Genomic DNA, 19145 nt, shown 5'->3' with positions numbered 1-19145 from the left:
TGGCGACAAGCTTCATGGATTCGCGGATCTTGTAAATTTTAGACCTGCACTTCTGTCTTGGGAAAGTTGGTTTCAATGGCTTTCGGGAAGCCTTTTAGACCATCTACCGTGGTGATCCGGGACGTGGTTTTTCAAGTCGTCAGAACACTGAGCCAGCAATATGGGCCCTCATTTTCAGAACGATACAATCTCAGCTGCTACTTTTCTGTTTTCTCATTCCGTTGGAAAGCCCAGATTGTGTAGTGCTTTCAATTGAAAGGTGTCTCCCTCTTGGCTGAATGCAACGATGCCAGCTTATTCGATGGGGAAACATTGATGAAAAAGGTGAGGCTATCATGGAAATCATTGTGAGAGTGAATGGATGTCATCAACACTTTGCTGTTGTAATGAGATCAGGTCTGAATTGGAAAGCAAAGTCCATAATAAATCGATTGCGTACGTGTGTCTGACCAATTCAGGCGGCTCTGATGATTCATGTAGCTGGTTGGTCAACAGCATGCATCGGTGATTACTGCGCTATTGAATGCTAACCGTCAGTTCGGCGCTTCTTTAGTATTACTGCAATGGCGATGGTGATCCGAATGAGCGAAGATAGGACGGCTGCTATCTATTGGGGCATTGGATTGGTGTTCTTGGCTCACCTGTTTGCCTTTCTTTTGACGGGTATTCTGGCTAAACGTCAATTTTTTAGCCGGACAAATATTACATGGGCACGATTTTTCGGGGGATATATTTGAGGAAATAGTTGTAATGATATGCAGTATATCACTAAATTAAACCATCAAAATCCAGTATACATATCTATAGCTGTGTGGAATCGTTATATTGAGATGATTTAAATTGATAGGTATATTGTTGATTCAAGATATTTATTAGAATGTTGACATGGGTCTGAGCGGACCATAGAAATTATTTGAAAAATCCGTAAGGATGAGAATGAAAAATTTATGATATTTCACAACAGACATTCTAAATAAACAATGTCAAGAATAAGAGGTTGAACCTGCTATTCTTCTGGTAATACATACCGTCGAATAAAATAACAGCGCGAGTTTAGATACCTTTGAATAGCATAGAAAATGTTTAGGGAAGTCTCCATGAAAAATAAATTATTGGTTTATGGTTTGGTTGCTATCTGCCTTGGGTCAATGGCATACCCAGCCTGGAAGATGATTGAAGAGAAGTTAGCTTATGATGAGGATTATCAGAAGCAGCTGGATTTAATTGTCAAGGCAATTGAATTAAAGCATTGGAAATCAAAAGGTGATGTCATCTCTTGGAGCCTAAGCGTAAATATCCCTAAAGAATTAGGGTATGAAAATTGGGATGAAAATAATGAAATCCCAAGAGTTTTGTTTAAAGCAAGAAAAAATGGAGATGATTATTATAATATTTATTCGATGGGAGTGGATGGAAAGAATGTCAAACTTATTGCAACTCATGATGACTTTGGATCAAGTGTTTTACCCTTTGGCTATTTTACTGAACCTAATCGCTCTCCTGATGGAAGATATATAATTTCCACATCATATAAAAATGGGTATGGTTGCACTCTTTATGATTTGAAGCTTAGAAAAGGTAATGAGGTTACCTCGGGACGATGTTTTGTAGAGTCATGGGATGACGATAGAAAAATAGCGTTAATTAATAATGATGGTGAGACAGCACAATTGACACTAGAATCGCAAGAGGTTATATATTTTAAAGTTTTATATAGTTATGATTTTGATGATGCAAATAATAGATTTTTCATTATAAATAAAGAAAATAAGGCTATCGCAAAAGTAAAAAACAACAACGATTTTTTACAGTCTGTACAAGGTGATGGAGATCAGATTATTTACGATATGCCTGGGTTCAAAAACCCCAAAAGAGGGAGTTATCTTTCTGCTGAGTGCAAATCTGGTGGATCTTTTGGAGTGAAAGATACTTTATTTACCTGCAACTATGATAGACAGAATTTGGTTTACAATATATATGATTCAAATGAACCTGAAAAAATTTTAGGGAAAAGCTTAGGTTTCCGAGTGATAAAATCGGGTGCCTGGGGAATGCAGGATGGAAGCATATACCGAGTAATTCAAAAGGAGGAAGATACACCTCTCACGAAAATAAATTATATATATGATGCCGGTGAAAACTATGAAATAAAAGTTTATGATGATTTATATCTGCCTAAAGCTATGCAGGATAAATTTGATGAAGTCAATTTGTCAGACTATTTTCCAAAGTTGCCATCAGAAGATGATTATAAAAAAACGCTATTATATTTACTGTATAAATAAATTTATCCAAATATATGATTTGGATGGTTTTAATTTTAAAAATATCAGTATTAAATAATGTAAATGATAGAATTTATTGACTGAGTAAGTTGAGAGAAAATGATAAAAAATATAATATTGAGTGTTTTAGCTGGGATACTGATATCCGGTTGTGAACAAGAAACGATGACATCTTCGAATGCAGAGCATAGTTTAGCAGAGCAAAGCACGACACTTGATAGTAAGCCTTTGAAACCCATGAGTATTGTCGAACAGAAAAATGCGCAGCACTGGGATGATGGCCGAATCTATATCACGGAACATAACTATATTAGCTATCAAGATAATAATGGTAAGCCCAAATACTATGTTTTTAAAGCCAAAGAATGGCCGCGTGAAGACTTAAGTAATGAAAGTTCATATGATTTACCTCGTGTTGTTTTTCGCTGGGATAATGGTGAGGGTGAAACAGATGATTACTATGAAAGAAAAGATAAAGTCTGGAGTATCAAAACGGATGGGACTGATTTGCGTCTCGTCGCTGATGAGTTTGATGGAAACGTTCGTTTGATGAGGATGTCACCGAATAATCGATATCTTGCTTTAGCGTATGCCAATAGTGATGGTATGTTTAAAGTGATTAAAGACCTGAAAACGGGTGAGTATATTGAGTTAGGTAAATCACGTGGGTACCCAGAGTTTTTATGGGCTGAGGACAGTAGTTATCTGTATTTCACAGATCAATGGCAGGATTGGAAATATAACCTGAAAACATCTGAAGTAGAAGAAGTAGAAGTTCAATATAATGAATACTCCGTCATTTATGATGGGAAAAGATATGTTGTGAATGATTATGGTGTCGTTGTTTATGATGAGAAAACGAACGAGTGGTTATATGCTGTTGGCGTAAATCCGGATGAGAAATCACTTGGTAAATATAAATTTATAAAAAAATCAATTAGTCCAACAGGCCGATATGCATGGGGGGAAAGTGGTCGGAAACGTTTCCTGATTGATATGCATACTAAAACATTTAAATATGAAGATATAGAAGATAGGAAAATGGGGAAATTCAATAATTTCGAGATCATTGGATTAAATGCTAATTATGTAAGGTATGGCGCGGCAATACTATTTAAATTAAACGACAAGAAAGAAATTGACAATAACTATAAGTCTTGGGTACAAATATCTACTGGCCGTAGTGCTACAGATGCTTCACTTTATAATGCTTTTGCAAATAATGGCGAATTTGTAAAAGATGACGAGATCTTTCAATAAGCCATGAGTGAGCACTCCCTTCAAATGCTTTTATTTTTTGGGGTGCTGATTCACGCGCGCGAATCGCAATGACTGGTTTGCACAGTTTCAGCCAGATTCCTTGTATCAACTTTTTGTCGCGGTCGAGAATCAAACCGTGACGGGTTTTGCTTGCAGCCAGCAGTACCGGCCAAGTCCGGCTTTTTCGGAAACGGTTGAAGTGACCATTTATCTCCATCCGGATGCAAAAGGAAAAGGCACAGGCAGTGCACTCATGGCTGCTTTACTGGATACGCTGGCAAGCCAGCCGGTGCGTTGTGTACTGTCGGGGATTGCTCTGCCAAATGATGCCTCTGTGGCTTTACATCAGAAGTTCGGATTTAAAGAGGTCGGTATTTTTCAAAATTACGCCCAAAAAAATGGTGAGTTTATCAGTTCGCTTTGGATGCAAAAAACTGTTTTGAAATCGACGCATTGTGAATGCTGAGTTGTAGTTTCGTTGCCAAGCTATACTCAATCCGATTGCATCAAGCAGTCGCCGTCCGACTTCAGAATGAACCTGACGAGGGGAAAGAGCATGAAATATACAGGTAGCTGCCACTGCGGAAATATTGCGTTTGAGGCCGAAGGCGAGATTGAGGAAGCTTTGGCATGTAACTGTTCTATCTGTCGGCGTAAAGGATCGTTATTGTGGTTTGTCCCTCGCAGTCAGTTTCGTTTACTCACGCCCGAGAGCGCAGCAAGCACTTACACCTTTAACAAACATGTGATTCAACATCGGTTCTGTCCGACCTGCGGAATTCATCCCTATGGTGAAGGCAAAGACCAGCAGGGAAATGCTATTGTCGCTGTGAATATCCGATGCCTGGATGAGATCGATTTAGACGTCATTCCAGTGAAGTATTTCGACGGTCGTACATTGTAATCCATATTGGCGGATGTGATGATGTGTCCCATTGCACAAGGAAGATGGGGCAAATGATGAAAGCAATTGAGTCCATTTCCCGTTGGTTTGAGGCGGTGAGGTAACCGCGATGCGGGAAAAACCACAGAAAAAGGAATTTTCAAAACTCTGGCGTCCGGCACGGATACCAGAGGTTGAGCTATTGTCGGCTTCGTTTCAGCAGTTTGAATTTTCACGGCACTGGCATGATGAATTAGCGATTGGCGTGATTGAATCGGGTGCTGAAGGTCTTTTTTATCGGGGTAACAATATTGTTGTCCCTCAGCACCACGTGGTCGCAATTAACCCTTCCGAGGTTCATACGGGGTTCGCCGGATGCGAGCAGGGATGGCGTTACCGGATGTTCTATTTCCCGCCTGAATTTATCTCGGGCTATTTTGATGCCAGCGAGAAGCACGCAGAGCCTGTGATAAATACCTCTTTAATCGATGATCCTGCTTTATTCGGGCGGCTTTTGCAGTGTCATATTGCACTGGAAGTTCCCAGTCTGAATTTAACGCAGTCGTCGTTGCTGACACTCGCTCTCGAGCATTTGTTCACTCAATACGGCACGGCGAAGCCCGCACATGAACTTGCGGGTCAAGCGCAGAACCGGACAAAACAGGTCAGAGATTATCTTCATGACCACTGGCAGGAGAATGTTTCTTTAGAAGCGCTTGAAGCCGTCAGTGGCCTGACAAAATATCAACTGATCCGCTATTTTAAAGCGCATTACGGGCTGACACCGCATCAGTTTTTGCTGCTGCTGAAAGTGCAGAAAGCCAAAGGGTTGCTGATGAGCGGACACAGTTGTGTCGATACGGCACTCAGCTGCGGCTTCTTTGACCAGAGCCATTTCACCCGCAACTTCAAGCGTGCTTTCGGGGTACCGCCGAAGCATTATCTCGTCTGACGCCTGGCCTGCAATTTTGTACAAGAAGGAATGACCGGCACGCAATACCATGCATTCACTGTTGAATCTGGAGGTGAATGAATGAGTTTTTTATTGCTTTGGTTAGGGGTGATGTTTCCTTTGGTCTTTAGTCCGGGGCCGGCCAATATTGTGTTTGCGGCATCGGGGGCCAGTGTCGGTGTCCGGCGTTCCATACCTTTGTTACTGGGAATTGATACTGTTTTCCTGATGAAGTCGCTGTTGATCGGTCTGGGATTAGGCGCACTGATTCACGAAAATCCGCTGGTTTTGCAACTGTTACAGGTTGTCGGGGCCTGTTACATCATGTATCTGGCAAAGGGATTTTTAAAAACCAGTTTGCACACGGCGAATGGACAAGTGAAACATCTGGGATTTACCGATGGGGTGCTTATCCAGTTGCTAAACAGTAAAGGCTGGTTGCTGGTGTTGCTCATGTTCTCCCTGTTTTCGGAGAAAGCGCAGCAGGAGTTCGGCGAGCATGCGATTTGGGTGCTGGTTGCATGGCTTGCTGTGCTGAATATATCGATGCATCTGGTCTGGATTTGGGCGGGCGGTTTGCTGGCGAAACTTTCCGGGAACCGGAAAAACCAGAAAATTCAGGGACTCATCTATTTTGCTTTGATGATGGTTGTCGCGTTCTGGCTGCTGGTGGATAACCCGCTTTGGCAGCAGCTGATCCCAGTGGGCTGAGCGTACTAATAGTTCATTTCATCGCAATCGGATACGCCAATTGCATCCGTGCTCAAACCGTTTATAGTGCTGTGAAACAGTAAGAACTCAGTCGGTTGAAGGGGAAGGGCTATGTTTGCTGATTACGGCGTATTGAATTTTTGGGCTTATGTGGTCGGGGCCATGTTTATCGTCCTTTTGCCTGGCCCTAATTCATTGTTTGTACTGAAAACCGGAATGACCCAAGGAATCCGCCCGGGATATATGGCGGCCTTGGGTGTTTTCATCGGAGATGCGGTGTTGATTTTCTGCGCCTATGCCGGCGTCGCGACCCTGATTCAGACCACGCCGATCCTCTTCACACTGGTACGGTATCTGGGGGCAATCTATCTGTTGTTTCTTGGCGGCAAGATTGTCTACAGCGCTTTTCAACCCGGTGAATCTGAGGAGGCCTTACCTGCGACAGTCGGAAAGCGGGTTTTTCGAAAAGCCCTGATCCTCAGTCTGACCAATCCGAAGGCCATTTTGTTTTACGTGTCTTTCTTTGTGCAGTTTATCGATATGACGTACGACAGCCCCGCAATTCCATTTATGATTCTGGCGGCGGTGCTGGAGGTGTTCAGCCTGATTTTCCTCAGTGTCCTGATTTTTGCCGGCTCGTATGTGACCCGGTTGGTGAAAGCCAGCAAGCGGGCCCGACAACTCGGCAATACGCTCATGGGGACACTGTTTATCGGTTTTGCTGCAAGGCTGGCATTATCGAACGCGTGAGTATGTGAACGTTTGAACGTTGAATTCAAGGCTCAGGTGCAATCCCCCTGAGCCTTTTTTATTTGTTCTGTTTTGCGATAAGCAGGCGCTTATCTTTCTGAGGACTTGTCGGCCTGGATATCGTTTTGACGCTGTTTGCCAAAGAACAGCTGTTTGAGCCAACTGTGACCGCTGACCAGCACAATTCCGGTGATGACCATGGTTGCGCCGTACACAAATCCGGGCTCGATAGCTTCGTCCAGCAGCCAGGCCCCCAGTACAACCCCATACAGTGGTGTCATGAATGACAGCACCCCTAAACGGGAAGCGATGTAAGTATTGAGCATCCAGAACCACAGCAGTAATCCGGCAAAGGAAATGATGAACGTCTGAAATGCGACGCTCGCGATTGCCAGCGGCGTTGGGTTGATCTGAGTCTGTCCCATGATGAATGCGGCGCCAACCAGAATCACAAAGGCCATGGTCAGCTGATACAGCAGAGTCTGTTCTGAGGAGATCCGGGCCAGTTTAGTACTGCGGATCAGAACTGTCGTCGCGCCCCATGCCAGCCCGCCAAGCAAGGCAAGAAAATCGCCCCAGAGCTGGTCTGGCTGTGAGACAGCCACACGCGCTTCCGAATGCAGAAGAAACGCAATGGCAATACCGCCAAAGGCCAGCAGAATCCCTGCCCATTGTGCTGGTGACAGGCGCTCTGAATCGATCAGGAAATGGAGCATCAGCGCACTGAATACAGGCGATGTGTACAGAAACACCACCGCGTGAGCGGCTGAGGTGTAGCGCAGCGCTTCTCCGAGGAACAGGTATTCCAGTGCAAACAAGGTGCCGACCAGAAGACCCGGTTTCCAGTTGCCATCGGCGAAAAACAGGCGCTTGCGCCGTAGTACGACATAAAGACAAACCAGAACGGCGGCAATGCCAGATCGGATGCCAATCTGGAGGAGCGGTGCAATGTCGTCGCCGGTAGCTTTCAGGAAAATTTGCTGCAATCCCATGACAAAACAAAACACCACCATAATACTCACTGCGGTGGTGTCGACTGGCTTCCGCTCGTTCATGCAATCCTCTACTGCTTCTTAACATCCTGTTCACAGTATGCGTTGTCGTGATTCAGGGATATAGCTAGAATACGACAACTGATAACGATGAAATGACAGAATGATTGATGAGCATTCCCGGAAAGCAATTTCACAGCCCGCCATTCAGCACAGAATTACCCGCGCCGGTAGTGTTCCGGACGGCCTGCATGCCGGCTGATGCCGCGTATCCGGTTCATCGACACCCGTGGGGAGAATTTGTGTATTCCTTCAGTGGTATCATGGAAGTGAAGATCGGGAATCGTCAGTATCTGACGCCGTCTCAGTACGGTCTCTGGCTGCCGCCTGACGTTGAACATCAGGGACTGAATCGCTACGAAGTGACGCATTGTTCTCTTTATATCGATGCAAGCCTGTGCGGGCGCATGCCGGAAACGACCTGTGCGCTTGAAATCAGTCCGCTCATTACAGCGATGCTGGAACATCTTCGCCAGACCCAAACCACTTTGCCTTATTCCGAGGCACAAACCCGGTTATTAACTGTACTGGTGGATCAGCTCGGTGACGCCACGCCGCTGGGCAGTTATCTGCCAACCTCCACGGATACGGCGCTGAGTAAAGTACTGAGCTGGCTGGAAGCAGATCCCGGCAGTAATGCCTCACTGACAGAATTCGCCCGGCAGGCGCACACGACGGAACGTACCCTGATGCGGCGTGCGCAAAGAGATCTCGGAATGCCGCTGTCGGAATGGCGGCAGCGATTACGCGTGGTCAAAGCCATGCCCATGCTGGAGGCTGGTGGGAAAGTTGAAAACATCGCTCACGATCTCGGCTATGCCAGCGCCTCAGCCTTTATCGCAATGTTCCGTCGTCTGATGGGTGTGACCCCGGACGAGTACCGGCGAAACTTGTGAGTGGAGGAATTGGGGGGACTCTGCTGGTTCTTCTTTGATCATATAGCTTTCACGATCACTTTCACCTTGCTCTCGCTTTTGTTTGGCAATTGCCAAGACTTCATTCATAATTACTTAAAATTACTTAAGCGGTTGTGGGTCAATGACGCAGGAAGAACGTCTGATTCACTTAACTTCGCTGGTCGAACAGCGAGGCAAAGTGACTTTGAATGATATTTGTGAACAGTTTTTAGTGTCGCGCGATTCCGCACGCCGTGATTTGGTGAAGCTGACGCAGCAGCCGGGCATTCAGCGGATTCGTGGCGGTGCAGTCCGGGCTGCGGTCAGTGCTCATCTTGAGCCCTATGCTGGAAAAGTGCTCAGTGAAGCGAAGCAGCGTCTCGCGCGATATGCGGCGACACTGGTGGAAGCAAATGACACTTTACTGCTGGATACCGGTACGACACACACTGTACTGGCAAGTCATCTCAGCCAGCCATCGACTGTTGTCACGAACTCCGTCGATATTCTCCAGCAGCTCGCCGGGAATCCGGACGTCAGTGTCCATCTGCTGGGCGGGCAATTTGATACCTTCCACCGTGCCATTTTGGGGGCACAGGCAGAAAAACAGCTTGCGGAATACAGAGTGAATAAAGCCTTTATCGGCGTCTGCGCATTGTCTGAACACGGGCTGTCGACCAACAATGAACAGGAAGCTTCGCTGAAGAAAGCCATGATGGCTCAGGCCCAGCAGGTCATTCTGGTCTGTGAACAGCACAAAATCGGGCAGGACAACTTTCACCATATCTGTGCACTGGATGTGATTGACGTACTGATTACAGATCAACCCCTGACCACCGCTTATGCCGAACTTTTTGATCACCATGAGATTCAGGTGATTGTGGCAGGCACAACACAAGGACAACGCTGATATGTTTGATGCTCCCGTAAAAACGGCCGTTGTTGGCTATGGATTTTCTGCAAAAACCTTCCATTTGCCTTTTATTCAGGCGCTGCCGGCGCTGGAACTGACCGCAATCAGCAGCAGTCAGCAGGTGGCAGTCCAAACCGATTTACCGGGTATCACCTGTTACAGAGATGCCGACACGATGCTGGTGGAAAGTGATGCGGAGCTGGTGATCATTACCGCGCCGAATGACGTTCACTTTCGCCTGGCAAAACTGGCGCTTGAAAACGGCAAACATGTGATTATTGAAAAGCCTTTTGTCACGAAAGTGGAAGACGGGGAAACGCTGATCCGACTGGCGGAAGAAAAAGGGCTGGTGCTGAGTGTGTTTCATAATCGCCGCTGGGACGGTGATTTCCTGACGGTGAAAAAGCTGATCGATGAAGGCAAGCTGGGGGAAGTGAAACATTTCGAATCTCATTTCGATCGTTTCAGGCCGGTTGTTCGCCAGCGCTGGCGAGAGCAGGCGCAAGACGGCGGTGGGATATTGTTCGATCTGGCGCCGCACCTGCTGGATCAGGCGCTGGCCTTATTTGGTGCACCGCAGGCATTGACCGCACAGTGTGAAATCATGCGCCCGGGTGCAACAACCATCGATTATTTCAATCTGGTGTTGCATTACCCTGAGCATTTTGTGCATTTGCATGCCAACCTGTACAGCCCGGAACCAAACCTGCGATATAAGGTGCTGGGTACGCATGGGAAATATGAAAAATACGGATTGGATCCGCAGGAAGAGTACTTGAAAGCTGGCGTGAAACCTGAGTTGCCAGCCTGGGCTGAGGAACCCTCTTCACACTATGGTCAGTTCCATCAGGAAACGGGCTCACAGGTGATTCCAACCGAGCTGGGCGGCTATCAGCATTTCTTTGCTGGTGTGGCGAATGCTATCCGGCTGGGCGCTGCGAATCCGGTACCGGCGGAGGAAGCTTTGCTGAATATCAGACTGATTCAACTGGCGCTGGAAAGCAGCAAGCTGGGTCAAACCATGAAGGTGGACGCATGAGCCTGACACTGGAAGTTCTGGCGGAACAAGAAGTCAGTTTACAGCTGGATTATTTCAGCCATGAAACAGCCTGGGCGTTAGGCTGTTTGCTGAAAAGCAGTGCGGAAGCGAAACAGGCTGCTGTGGCCATCGAAGTCTATGGTTTCGGGCAGGTGTTGTTTTCGTATGCGATGCCGGAGACCAGCGGCGATCATCAGGACTGGATTCGCCGGAAACGGAACAGTGTGCTGCGGTTTGCCAAAAGCTCTTACTATCTCGGGCGTTATAATGCTCAGAAACAGCGTGAGTTTGAAAGTCAGCCGCACATTGATGCGAGTGAATACTGTGCCCACGGCGGCTCCTTTCCGATCCGTGTGAAAAACGGCGGACTCCTTGGGGCTGTGACGGTTTCCGGTCTGCCCCAGGAAGACGATCACCAACTGGTGACGGAAGCCCTGCGATCGATTCAATTGCAACAGCACCCTTGATCATCATGCCGCTCAACCGGGCGGCTTTTCACTGGCAGACAATTCTGCTTTCTTGTTCCTGTATCACAGAATCATGACTTATGAGTCAATTTGCCTATCGGTATCAGTTCGGGTGAATGTAATATGTATCTGAAATTAATGAGAATAATGAAAGGAGTTTCGAATGCAGTGTCCGAAGTGTCATTCGAATTTTGAACATGTAACAACCCCGCTGGGCGATATTGAGCGTTGTACCGCTTGTAAAGGTTTGTGGCTGGATGCCTATGAAATTGAAAAAATGAAACCTCTGGCGGATACCGTGGACATTGGTGATGCGAATATTGGAAAGTCATTCAATAAAATTGATCAGATTGAATGTCCGGTGTGTCCCAACAATCAGTTGCTGAGGTTAGTTGACCCGAAGCAGCCGCATATCTGGTTTGAAAGCTGCCCGACGTGTAAAGGACGTTTCTATGATGCGGGTGAATTTAAAGATCTGGCAAAAATTGATTTGTCGGACTTCTTCAAGAAACTGTTCACAGAAGAACGCCGTTAATGCAAATATTGTAACGATTATCAGCAAAGCCAATGGCTTTGCTGATTTTGATCCGGAGGCCGGGAATGGACATTCATCAGGAAACAGCGCTGACAGCTCACATCATTCATGCTTTTACCGGCCGTGCTTTCCGTGAGAAATGCGCGAAAGGGAACCCCGCGGCTGTCGTAATGCTTAAGAACTGGCCTTCTGCGCAAGCTTTGCTCCGGATCAGCCAAATTTTAGCGCAGCCTGTGACCGCGTTTCTTGTCGAACGTGCTGAGGGATATGACATTCGGTGGTTCAGCCCGGATGCGGAAATTAACTTGTGCGGTCATGGCAGTCTGGCTGCTGCTGTGTGTATTTTAGAGACTGCAGAGGAGGACACCGTGTCCTTGTTCAGTCCGCATGGCAATGTGGTGATTGAGCGTGCAGCCGATCGTGCAGACGATGATATGCGGAACAGTTACCGTATGAAAATGCCAGCCTGGCAAGGGACACGCAATCAGCAAAACTGGCAGGATGCTCAGAGGCTGGGGCTGACGCCTGCAGATGTGTTCTCGACCCGCGATTTAGTCATCGTGCTGGACAGTGAACAACAGGTCCGGGATTATCAGCCAGACTTCACTCTGATAAAAAACCTGAAAAACCATCATGCTGTGATACTCACGGCATCTCAGGGCAAAAGTGGGTATGTGCTGCGAAACTTTGCCCCTAAGATTGGCATCAATGAAGACACAGCCACAGGCTCGGCACAATGTTCGCTGGCCCCTTATTGGCTGGAAAAACTGGGACAGGAAGATTTGGAAGTTCATCAGCTCTCATCCGATGGCGGGTATTTTCGGGTCTCGCCAGCACAGGAGGGCCTCCTGTTCACGGTACAGGCTGAGAAGAAAGCGACGGTGAGTATTGCTTAGCGATATCAGATGCCCGCTTATTGATTTGGAAGACGCGACAGGAGGCTGAATGCAAACGCTGGAAAATAAGATCCCCCCGCTTTTGGTGATGGGGATAATCGCGATCATCATGGGTTTGCTCGCACCATATCTGCCATCAATGGCGTTGGGCACCGTCCCATCGACGAGCATTGCTTTGCTGATTGTAATCTTTGGCTGCTGGTTCGTCGTTTCTGGTGTCAAAGAATTCAGAAAAAGTCAGACGACAATGGATCCACGACAGCCGGAAAAAGCCTCTGAGCTGGTTGTTTCTGGGGTTTACCAGCGTTCCCGGAATCCGATGTATGTTGGATTTGCAAGCCTGCTGGTGGCACAAGCCGTTTTCCTTCAGTCACCTTTTCTGATTTTCGGGGTGATCGCTTTTATTCTTTATATGAATCGTTTTCAGATCCTGCCTGAAGAGCGCGCGATGATTCAGTGCTTTGGAGAAAAGTATTTACGATATCAGATGACGGTCAGACGATGGCTGTAAGGGGAGTGCATGATGACTGGAAAAATGCTCTCTGGAGATAGGGCTGTATTTCAGCAGCCCTGAATATCAGTTCGCTCAGTTTTGAATGCTCAGAATTGTGATTGGTTTAAATCCGGAATTACCACACCAGGTTTCAATGGGTTCTTTGGGGAAAATATTTGCGGTTTTCTTTCCGGTCGACATCATGTACATCGATAAAGAGAGAAAGTGGTCAAACTTCTTTTCACCCACAACGCTTTTTTGAACCAGATACCAGTCGCCCCCGCTCATTTTTAATGCGAAGTCTTCAGCACAATAATAGATTTGTTCGATGGTTTGATTCGCCCAGGTATTTGCATAAGTAAGTGGGGAAAGAAGGCTTAAAGCTATCGCGAACGTCATTTTTTTAAATAGAGATAACCTTGATTGTCCTTTGTCTGTAAATATTGATTTGAGGATATTTCATGAGTCAGCTTGTCTGAAAAAATTTGAATGATAAACGACTATTTTGATTTCATGAATGGAGGTTCGTCATACCATGATCAATGATTTAATATTCTTGAAAATGAGGGAGGAGAGTTACAGTTTATTTTTGGCTGTCGTTTTTATTACATGACCACTTTGAATATTATCAATTACAGGTGCATACAATCTAATTTAAATCGACTCGCAATTTTTCAGACATCTCTCCGGTTTGTTTCTTACCCTGCCAGACTCCTTAGTGCATATCATGCAACTGGAGAAAAAATAATCATGAAAAAGTTAATCACGCTAGTGGCTTTATCTTATCTCACAAGTCAGGCTGCATTCGCACACGACTTGTATCCGGCGGTTGCGGGTTCATCCGTACCGCAACAAATCAAACAACAGGGTATTCAGGTTCAGACGGTGGTATCTGATGCCGATTTTGTGTTCAGACCTTATCAGCATCCATTTGATGCCAGCACTTTCTTTGAGACTTATGCGCCGAACTGGTTGTCGCTGGAAGAAACGTTAATGCATTGGAGTGGTGCAACGGGTGTTGATCCGCGAGTCATTCTGGTGACTCTGCAGTTATCGGAACACTGGGAGCCGGAGTCTGAAATCACTGACGCTGAAGTGACGCATATCAAAGCCGCAATCAAACGAATCGCGAATTACCTTTCACAGTATTTTTATCGCTATGCCGCAGACACGAAGTTGCCCGCGAATGCTTCGACACTCTCGATTCTCAGCACTCTGAACGACAGTCAGCTGGCGCCGGCATGGTCAAAACAATATATCGCATGGTTTGGTGAACCAGCACCAGCGCTTGAGAGTCAGGCCAGCCATGCTGAAGCAAGGACGCTGAATGCGGTTGCGCCTCCTTATGGTTTCATGCAAATGCCCTGGCGCCAAGGGTATAACTGGGTGCCGAATGGCCCGCATGCGCACAGCGGTTCTGGCTTCCCGTTATCTTCGATTGATGTGTCCTACGACTGGCCATCCTGGGGTGGGGCAACCTACAGTGTGACAGCCGCGCATGATGGATACGTCACTGTGCTGTCCCGTTGTCAGGTCCGTGTAACCAATTCCAATGGCTGGGGAACCAACTATTACCACATGGACGGGATTCAGGTCTCGAACGGACAGTGGGTGAACAAGAACACCAAACTTGGTGTCTATGCCAGCCAGAAATCGGTTGCGCTGTGCGAAGGCGGTTCATCAACCGGACCGCACCTGCATTTCTCACTGCTATATCAGGGACGTTTCCAGTCCATGCAAGGCAGCAGTTTCGGGCCGTATCAGGTGCAAACCGGACGTTACAGCTACGACGATAATTGTAACTACAGCTGGCTGGTGGATAAGCGCAGCAACCAGAAAGTGTGCTTCTGGAATCGGATTGATAACCCGGCGATGTGACAGGCTATTTCAGCTATCGTGGCAACAAAACGGGCATCGGAATATCTTGAAGGTGTCTGTACGTCAGATAGACGGGGCGGAAGTCGTGCCCCGTTTAAGTCTTTTGCTACAGACAGGTGATGTACTCTCTCGAAGAGAAAATCAGAGGCAGAGATTTAGATAAGAGAAAATGGCGTATCGTCGATTGTTTTGACCGGAAAACCAGCTTCATCCATCCGTATTTTTATCTGCGACCCAGACCCCTGCTTTTGCGGATTTCACCAGCTGTGACACAGGTAATGGCTTAAGGCGATTTAGTTTTCGTCGAAAAACCCAACGCATCAGAAAATAAGGCCAGAAAATGAAAAGTGAAGGGGTATCCCCTCGGGACCAAAATAGGTTTCGTTAACCGGGCTCAGACCTACGTTAAATCGCAAGGAATATGCATTGAGTCATTCAGCGCCTTCGTTTCCATCGACGCTTAAATCAAAGTTAATGAAAGTGCAGGGAGAGATTTTTCTGCATCGACCGAAGTAAACTCAGCAATGAAATGGATAACCTCAGACTCTGTATTCATGTCATATCTCCCTGCTGCCAGACCGGAAAAGTGTAGTTCAGTTTACCGAGGGCGATAAAGAATATGAAGTCGCAGGTGGGCTGTTTTAGTCTGATTACAAGAGGTGATAACGGTGATTGAAAATCAGTCTGGCGGTTTGACAAATGACGCCGAAATAAAATCCCCCGGCATTGCCAGGGGATGTATTGCTTATTTTTTCAGAGTTTTCGGTGCGCTGGTCCGGTTACGGATGGCACGTTGTAAACGCATCCGGCGCTCAGCAGCAGACTGATCCGGGTTGTTGGTACGGCTTTTACGATCCCGGTATGCCGCTTTGGTGCTCAGTTTTTCGATCAGAGCATCGCGTTTCGCCGGCTCGTAGCCTTCCAGAAGCACCCGGCGGATACGTTGCTTGATAATCTTTTCTACCTGCAACAGAGTCAGTTCTTCTTCGCGGCTGACGAAGGAAACCGCATGGCCCTGCTGTCCGGCACGTCCGGTCCGGCCGATCCGGTGGACATAGTCTTCCGCCAGGAATGGCATGTCATAGTTCACGACATGCGGCAGACCCTGAATATCCAGTCCACGGGCAGCAACTTCTGTGGCAACCATCACCCGGGCCTTGCCTGTGGTGAATTCTTCCAGTGCACGGCGGCGGGCACTTTGCGCTTTATCCCCATGACAAATCACGGCTTTGATGCCGTCCAGTTTCAGTTCCTGGACCAGCTCATTGGCTGTTTCTTTGTAGTTGACGAAAACCAGAACCTGCTGCCAGTTCTTTTTACCGATCAGTTCAGACAGTAATTCGCGTTTCCGATCTTCATCAACCGGGTAGACAACATGCGCAACAGTTTCTGCGGTTGAGTTTTCCGGAGTCACCGAAATACGTTTTGGCTTTTGCAGAATTTCTCCGGCCAGCTTGTTCATCATGCCGGAGAAGGTTGCGGAGAACAGCATGGTTTGCGGGTGTCCCTGAATACCGCTCATCATGGTGCGAATATCGCCGATAAAGCCCATATCCAGCATCCGGTCGGCTTCGTCAAACACCAGAAATTCCAGGTTCGCCAGCGACACATTACCCAGCTCGATATGTTCCAGCAGGCGGCCAGGTGTGGCAACCAGGATATCGACACCAGTTTCCAGCAGTTTTTCCTGGCTGGACATCTTTTTGCCGCCAAAAACAGCAAGTACTTTTAAGTCGAGGTACTGACTGTAATCAGAAATATTGCGTGCAATCTGTTCTGCCAGTTCACGGGTTGGCGCAAGCACCAGTGCCCGGGTACTGAATCCTTTACGTGGTTTCGGCTGGTCCGCAATGCGCTGAATGATTGGCAGAGAAAAGGCAGCCGTTTTGCCCGTACCAGTCTGGGCATTCGCCAGAATATCTTCGCCGCGACGGGCAGCAGGAATCGCTTTCTGCTGAATTGGGGTCATTTTTTCATAACCGCACTCATCCAGTGCGCGAACAATTTCCGGAGCAAAATTTTGTGAAGCAAAAGACATCTTAGATTCCTACAGACGGTATACCGAACGAAACAACCTTCAGGTTAGATGATTCCGTTTGGTATGACAGACCAAAACCGGGGATTATAGAGCAATAATTATCGTCTGTGGCAGCAGATTTGCGTATTGGCTGAAAATTTAAGCGGAAGTCGTGAAAACTGGCCGGGCATCCCCCGGCCATTATCAGGCTTGCAGCAGCAGAGGAGGATTGTCTGTAATGATGATATCAACGCCCCATTGATAAAACTGATCAACGAGCTCTGGCTGATTCATGGTCCAGATATGCAGATCCAGCCCCGCTTGTTTAATCTGGTTCGCCAGCGGAGCATTCAGTAAATGGTAATCCAGATGCACGCTGAAGAGTTCAAGCTGATCGGCTAAAGCAAAGAGATTCTTGGGCAGCTTCTCGCAAATCAATCCTCTGCGAATATGCGGCATCAGTTTCTGACAATGTGATACGGCATCTGCAGAAAAACTGGAAAGCACCAGTTCATCGGCTGAAATACCATTGCTGGCAATGGTATGTGCGACTTGCTGAACCAGAAGTTCAGTTTCATGGTCGTCGTGAACTTTGATTTCAAGGTTCAGATTCAACCCGTACTCATGGCAGGCATTGAGCGCTTCGTCCAGCGTCAGAATCCGCTCATGGGTAAACTGAGGTCCAAACCAGCTGCCGGCATCCAGCGCTTTCAGTTGGGCAAGATCGAGTTCCCGCACTTTTCCGCGGCCATCGGTGCAGCGGTTTACTTTTGCGTCATGGAACATGACCGGAATAAGGTCAGCACACAGTTGGGTATCCATTTCAACCCACTGAATGTGACTTCTGGCTGCTTCCTGCAGCCCGGCAAGTGTATTTTCTGGAGCCAGCGCAGCGGCTCCGCGATGTCCGGAAATCATAAGTATTCTGTACCGTTGAAATCAATAAGGCCGGAGAAACAGGATCATTGAACCTGAAGTATGCGCCTGAAATATAACAGTTCGATGACGAAATGGAAGTGCGTGTCTCAGCGCCCGACCGTGGCGCTGCCCACATAGCTTCCCAGTTTGACAAAGTATCGCTGGTTACAACTGCTGCACTGAAATTTGTGGCTGTTTTTGTGGACAATTTTGTCGAAAAAAGACCGGCGAATTCGCTGAGGCACACTTTTGCTTTTGCAGTGAGGGCACATAAGCATCACCTTTTTTATGAAACGATGGTCGCATTTTAGGTGACCAATTGAGATTTTATGAGAGATGAATCACAAAACATTGTTGCATATTAAGCATGATGTTATTTAAATACCTGCATACCGAGCAAATAGTATTCAGGTTGTCAAAAGAGCGTCAGGCATTATCAAGATCTGTGAAAGCGAGTCAGGAAGTGTGATACGATGCGCCCACTTGATGACTGCGGCAGCCTGCCCCCTGTGAACAGCGGTTCCCCGGCTTGCGCAATAATGATGAAAAAATGAGGAATTTCAGTATGAAGCTGACTGTGCTGGATCAGGCATTGTTTGACCACTTGTATCGTGACATTCGAGAGTTTCGCACGACGTTTGATCTGGACATTGAGAGTCCGTCGACTCTGAATGAGCAAATGGATCAGCTGCATACTTCACTGGCAGTGGAAGAGCTGACCGAACTTGCAGAAGCAGATTCTCTGGTTGAGCAGGCTGATGCAATTGTGGATTCAGTTTATGTACTGATGGGTCGTCTGGTGCATCTGGGTCATGCACAGCTCGAAGAAAACCTCGGTGTCAGTTATATGATTGATTTGCTGCTGCAGATTGCACAGCGTCTGAATATTGATTTTGTACCATGCTGGGATGAAGTTCATGCCAGTAACATGAGTAAAGTCTGCCGGAATGAGCAGGAATTTTCTGAAACTCAGGCTTACTATGCCAAGCAGGGCGTTGAGATTACGGGCAGTCAGAAAGGGGATTACATCATTGCGAAGTGCGCAAAAGATGTTGAACTTGAAGATAAAGTGATCAGAAAAGGTAAGGTATTGAAATCTGTATACTATCGCCCGGCTAATCTGGTGAAAATTGTAACTAACTAATAACACTTTTTCATTATTCCTTGATCCCTGCGGCATTGCGGGGATCGTCTGAAAGA

Annotated in this window: 19 protein-coding genes and 1 pseudogene; 16 read left to right on the top strand and 4 right to left on the bottom strand. The window is 47.0% G+C overall.

What is annotated here, in order from left to right; genetic code table 11:
• Nucleotides 1–1097 precede the first annotated feature (1097 nt).
• The 7 genes and pseudogenes from ACYP03_RS05090 to leuE all read left to right on the top strand — a co-directional run bounded on the left by ACYP03_RS05090 (nt 1098) and on the right by leuE (nt 6841).
• Nucleotides 1098–2285, top strand: a complete 1188-nt coding sequence (locus tag ACYP03_RS05090) for a TolB-like translocation protein (protein WP_459778728.1) — start codon at nt 1098–1100, stop codon at nt 2283–2285.
• Nucleotides 2286–2384: 99 nt separating this feature from the next.
• On the top strand, nt 2385–3545 hold the full coding sequence (locus ACYP03_RS05085) for a Tricorn protease domain-containing protein (protein WP_459778727.1): 1161 nt from the start codon (nt 2385–2387) through the stop codon (nt 3543–3545).
• A 70-nt stretch (nt 3546–3615) separates the two neighbouring features.
• Nucleotides 3616–4011 (top strand): annotated as a pseudogene (locus ACYP03_RS05080) (N-acetyltransferase family protein); the annotation flags it as partial.
• Nucleotides 4012–4101: 90 nt separating this feature from the next.
• On the top strand, nt 4102–4449 hold the full coding sequence (locus ACYP03_RS05075; RefSeq protein WP_248142696.1) for a GFA family protein: 348 nt from the start codon (nt 4102–4104) through the stop codon (nt 4447–4449).
• 109 nt (nt 4450–4558) lie between these two features.
• Nucleotides 4559–5380, top strand: coding sequence for a helix-turn-helix domain-containing protein (locus ACYP03_RS05070; protein ID WP_459778726.1), 822 nt, complete (start codon nt 4559–4561; stop codon nt 5378–5380).
• Between the two features lie 81 nt (nt 5381–5461).
• Nucleotides 5462–6091, top strand: a complete 630-nt coding sequence (locus ACYP03_RS05065) for a LysE family translocator (protein ID WP_459778725.1) — start codon at nt 5462–5464, stop codon at nt 6089–6091.
• 111 nt (nt 6092–6202) lie between these two features.
• Nucleotides 6203–6841 carry a leucine efflux protein LeuE gene (leuE, locus tag ACYP03_RS05060; RefSeq protein WP_459778724.1) on the top strand — a complete coding sequence of 213 codons (639 nt, stop codon included), beginning with the start codon at nt 6203–6205 and terminating at the stop codon, nt 6839–6841.
• An 89-nt stretch (nt 6842–6930) separates the two neighbouring features.
• Here the strand turns inward: leuE and ACYP03_RS05055 are convergent, their stop codons facing one another.
• Nucleotides 6931–7896, bottom strand: coding sequence for a DMT family transporter (locus ACYP03_RS05055; RefSeq protein WP_459778723.1), 966 nt, complete (start codon nt 7894–7896; stop codon nt 6931–6933).
• 107 nt (nt 7897–8003) lie between these two features.
• On the opposite strand from ACYP03_RS05055, the gene ACYP03_RS05050 reads away from it, so the two are divergent.
• From ACYP03_RS05050 to ACYP03_RS05020, 7 genes are all read left to right on the top strand, one after another.
• Complete coding sequence (locus ACYP03_RS05050; RefSeq protein WP_459778722.1) at nt 8004–8789, top strand: AraC family ligand binding domain-containing protein; 786 nt, start codon at nt 8004–8006, stop codon at nt 8787–8789.
• A gap of 142 nt (nt 8790–8931) precedes the next feature.
• Nucleotides 8932–9699, top strand: coding sequence for a DeoR/GlpR family DNA-binding transcription regulator (locus ACYP03_RS05045; RefSeq protein WP_459778721.1), 768 nt, complete (start codon nt 8932–8934; stop codon nt 9697–9699).
• A 1-nt stretch (nt 9700) separates the two neighbouring features.
• Entirely contained in the window at nt 9701–10741 is a 1041-nt protein-coding gene (locus tag ACYP03_RS05040; protein WP_459778720.1) for an oxidoreductase, read from the top strand.
• The gene (locus ACYP03_RS05035; RefSeq protein ID WP_459778719.1) at nt 10738–11208 is read left to right on the top strand and encodes a heme-degrading domain-containing protein; all 471 of its coding nucleotides are present in this window, start codon (nt 10738–10740) and stop codon (nt 11206–11208) included. Before ACYP03_RS05040 ends, ACYP03_RS05035 begins: the two co-directional genes overlap by 4 nt.
• A 163-nt stretch (nt 11209–11371) precedes the next feature.
• Nucleotides 11372–11743 (top strand): zf-TFIIB domain-containing protein, encoded by a 372-nt coding sequence (locus ACYP03_RS05030; protein WP_330961116.1) that lies wholly within the window; start codon nt 11372–11374, stop codon nt 11741–11743.
• Nucleotides 11744–11808: 65 nt separating this feature from the next.
• Complete coding sequence (locus ACYP03_RS05025; protein ID WP_459778718.1) at nt 11809–12639, top strand: PhzF family phenazine biosynthesis protein; 831 nt, start codon at nt 11809–11811, stop codon at nt 12637–12639.
• Nucleotides 12640–12688: 49 nt separating this feature from the next.
• Nucleotides 12689–13150: a methyltransferase family protein gene (locus tag ACYP03_RS05020; RefSeq protein ID WP_459778717.1), complete on the top strand. Its 462-nt coding sequence runs from the start codon at nt 12689–12691 to the stop codon at nt 13148–13150.
• A gap of 75 nt (nt 13151–13225) precedes the next feature.
• Here ACYP03_RS05020 and ACYP03_RS05015 read toward each other — a convergent pair whose 3' ends face one another.
• A complete protein-coding gene (locus ACYP03_RS05015; RefSeq protein ID WP_459778716.1) occupies nt 13226–13531 on the bottom strand; it encodes a hypothetical protein in 306 nt (101 codons plus the stop codon).
• A gap of 351 nt (nt 13532–13882) precedes the next feature.
• On the opposite strand from ACYP03_RS05015, the gene ACYP03_RS05010 reads away from it, so the two are divergent.
• Nucleotides 13883–15010: a M23 family metallopeptidase gene (locus ACYP03_RS05010; protein ID WP_459778715.1), complete on the top strand. Its 1128-nt coding sequence runs from the start codon at nt 13883–13885 to the stop codon at nt 15008–15010.
• 745 nt (nt 15011–15755) lie between these two features.
• Here the strand turns inward: ACYP03_RS05010 and ACYP03_RS05005 are convergent.
• On the bottom strand, nt 15756–17048 hold the full coding sequence (locus ACYP03_RS05005; RefSeq protein ID WP_459778714.1) for a DEAD/DEAH box helicase: 1293 nt from the start codon (nt 17046–17048) through the stop codon (nt 15756–15758).
• 183 nt (nt 17049–17231) lie between these two features.
• Entirely contained in the window at nt 17232–17945 is a 714-nt protein-coding gene (locus ACYP03_RS05000; RefSeq protein ID WP_248142681.1) for a glycerophosphodiester phosphodiesterase family protein, read from the bottom strand.
• A gap of 565 nt (nt 17946–18510) precedes the next feature.
• Here ACYP03_RS05000 and ACYP03_RS04995 point away from each other — a divergent pair.
• Entirely contained in the window at nt 18511–19089 is a 579-nt protein-coding gene (locus ACYP03_RS04995) for a nucleoside triphosphate pyrophosphohydrolase family protein (protein WP_248142680.1), read from the top strand.
• Nucleotides 19090–19145 lie beyond the last annotated feature (56 nt).

Source organism: Photobacterium sp. R1 (assembly GCF_054600795.1).
The sequence above is the reverse complement of the archived record's forward strand: the minus strand, read 5'-3'. Positions and strand labels throughout refer to the sequence as shown.

Bases quoted from the DNA above. Each gene is read 5' to 3' on its own strand.
- ACYP03_RS05090 (WP_459778728.1), top strand. From the start codon at position 1,098: ATGAAAAATAAATTATTGGTTTATGGTTTGGTTGCTATCTGCCTTGGG.
- ACYP03_RS05085 (WP_459778727.1), top strand. From the start codon at position 2,385: ATGATAAAAAATATAATATTGAGTGTTTTAGCTGGGATACTGATATCC.
- ACYP03_RS05075 (WP_248142696.1), top strand. From the start codon at position 4,102: ATGAAATATACAGGTAGCTGCCACTGCGGAAATATTGCGTTTGAGGCC.
- ACYP03_RS05070 (WP_459778726.1), top strand. From the start codon at position 4,559: ATGCGGGAAAAACCACAGAAAAAGGAATTTTCAAAACTCTGGCGTCCG.
- ACYP03_RS05065 (WP_459778725.1), top strand. From the start codon at position 5,462: ATGAGTTTTTTATTGCTTTGGTTAGGGGTGATGTTTCCTTTGGTCTTT.
- leuE (WP_459778724.1), top strand. From the start codon at position 6,203: ATGTTTGCTGATTACGGCGTATTGAATTTTTGGGCTTATGTGGTCGGG.
- ACYP03_RS05055 (WP_459778723.1), bottom strand. From the start codon at position 7,896: ATGAACGAGCGGAAGCCAGTCGACACCACCGCAGTGAGTATTATGGTG.
- ACYP03_RS05050 (WP_459778722.1), top strand. From the start codon at position 8,004: ATGAGCATTCCCGGAAAGCAATTTCACAGCCCGCCATTCAGCACAGAA.
- ACYP03_RS05045 (WP_459778721.1), top strand. From the start codon at position 8,932: ATGACGCAGGAAGAACGTCTGATTCACTTAACTTCGCTGGTCGAACAG.
- ACYP03_RS05040 (WP_459778720.1), top strand. From the start codon at position 9,701: ATGTTTGATGCTCCCGTAAAAACGGCCGTTGTTGGCTATGGATTTTCT.
- ACYP03_RS05035 (WP_459778719.1), top strand. From the start codon at position 10,738: ATGAGCCTGACACTGGAAGTTCTGGCGGAACAAGAAGTCAGTTTACAG.
- ACYP03_RS05030 (WP_330961116.1), top strand. From the start codon at position 11,372: ATGCAGTGTCCGAAGTGTCATTCGAATTTTGAACATGTAACAACCCCG.
- ACYP03_RS05025 (WP_459778718.1), top strand. From the start codon at position 11,809: ATGGACATTCATCAGGAAACAGCGCTGACAGCTCACATCATTCATGCT.
- ACYP03_RS05020 (WP_459778717.1), top strand. From the start codon at position 12,689: ATGCAAACGCTGGAAAATAAGATCCCCCCGCTTTTGGTGATGGGGATA.
- ACYP03_RS05015 (WP_459778716.1), bottom strand. From the start codon at position 13,531: ATGACGTTCGCGATAGCTTTAAGCCTTCTTTCCCCACTTACTTATGCA.
- ACYP03_RS05010 (WP_459778715.1), top strand. From the start codon at position 13,883: ATGAAAAAGTTAATCACGCTAGTGGCTTTATCTTATCTCACAAGTCAG.
- ACYP03_RS05005 (WP_459778714.1), bottom strand. From the start codon at position 17,048: ATGTCTTTTGCTTCACAAAATTTTGCTCCGGAAATTGTTCGCGCACTG.
- ACYP03_RS05000 (WP_248142681.1), bottom strand. From the start codon at position 17,945: ATGATTTCCGGACATCGCGGAGCCGCTGCGCTGGCTCCAGAAAATACA.
- ACYP03_RS04995 (WP_248142680.1), top strand. From the start codon at position 18,511: ATGAAGCTGACTGTGCTGGATCAGGCATTGTTTGACCACTTGTATCGT.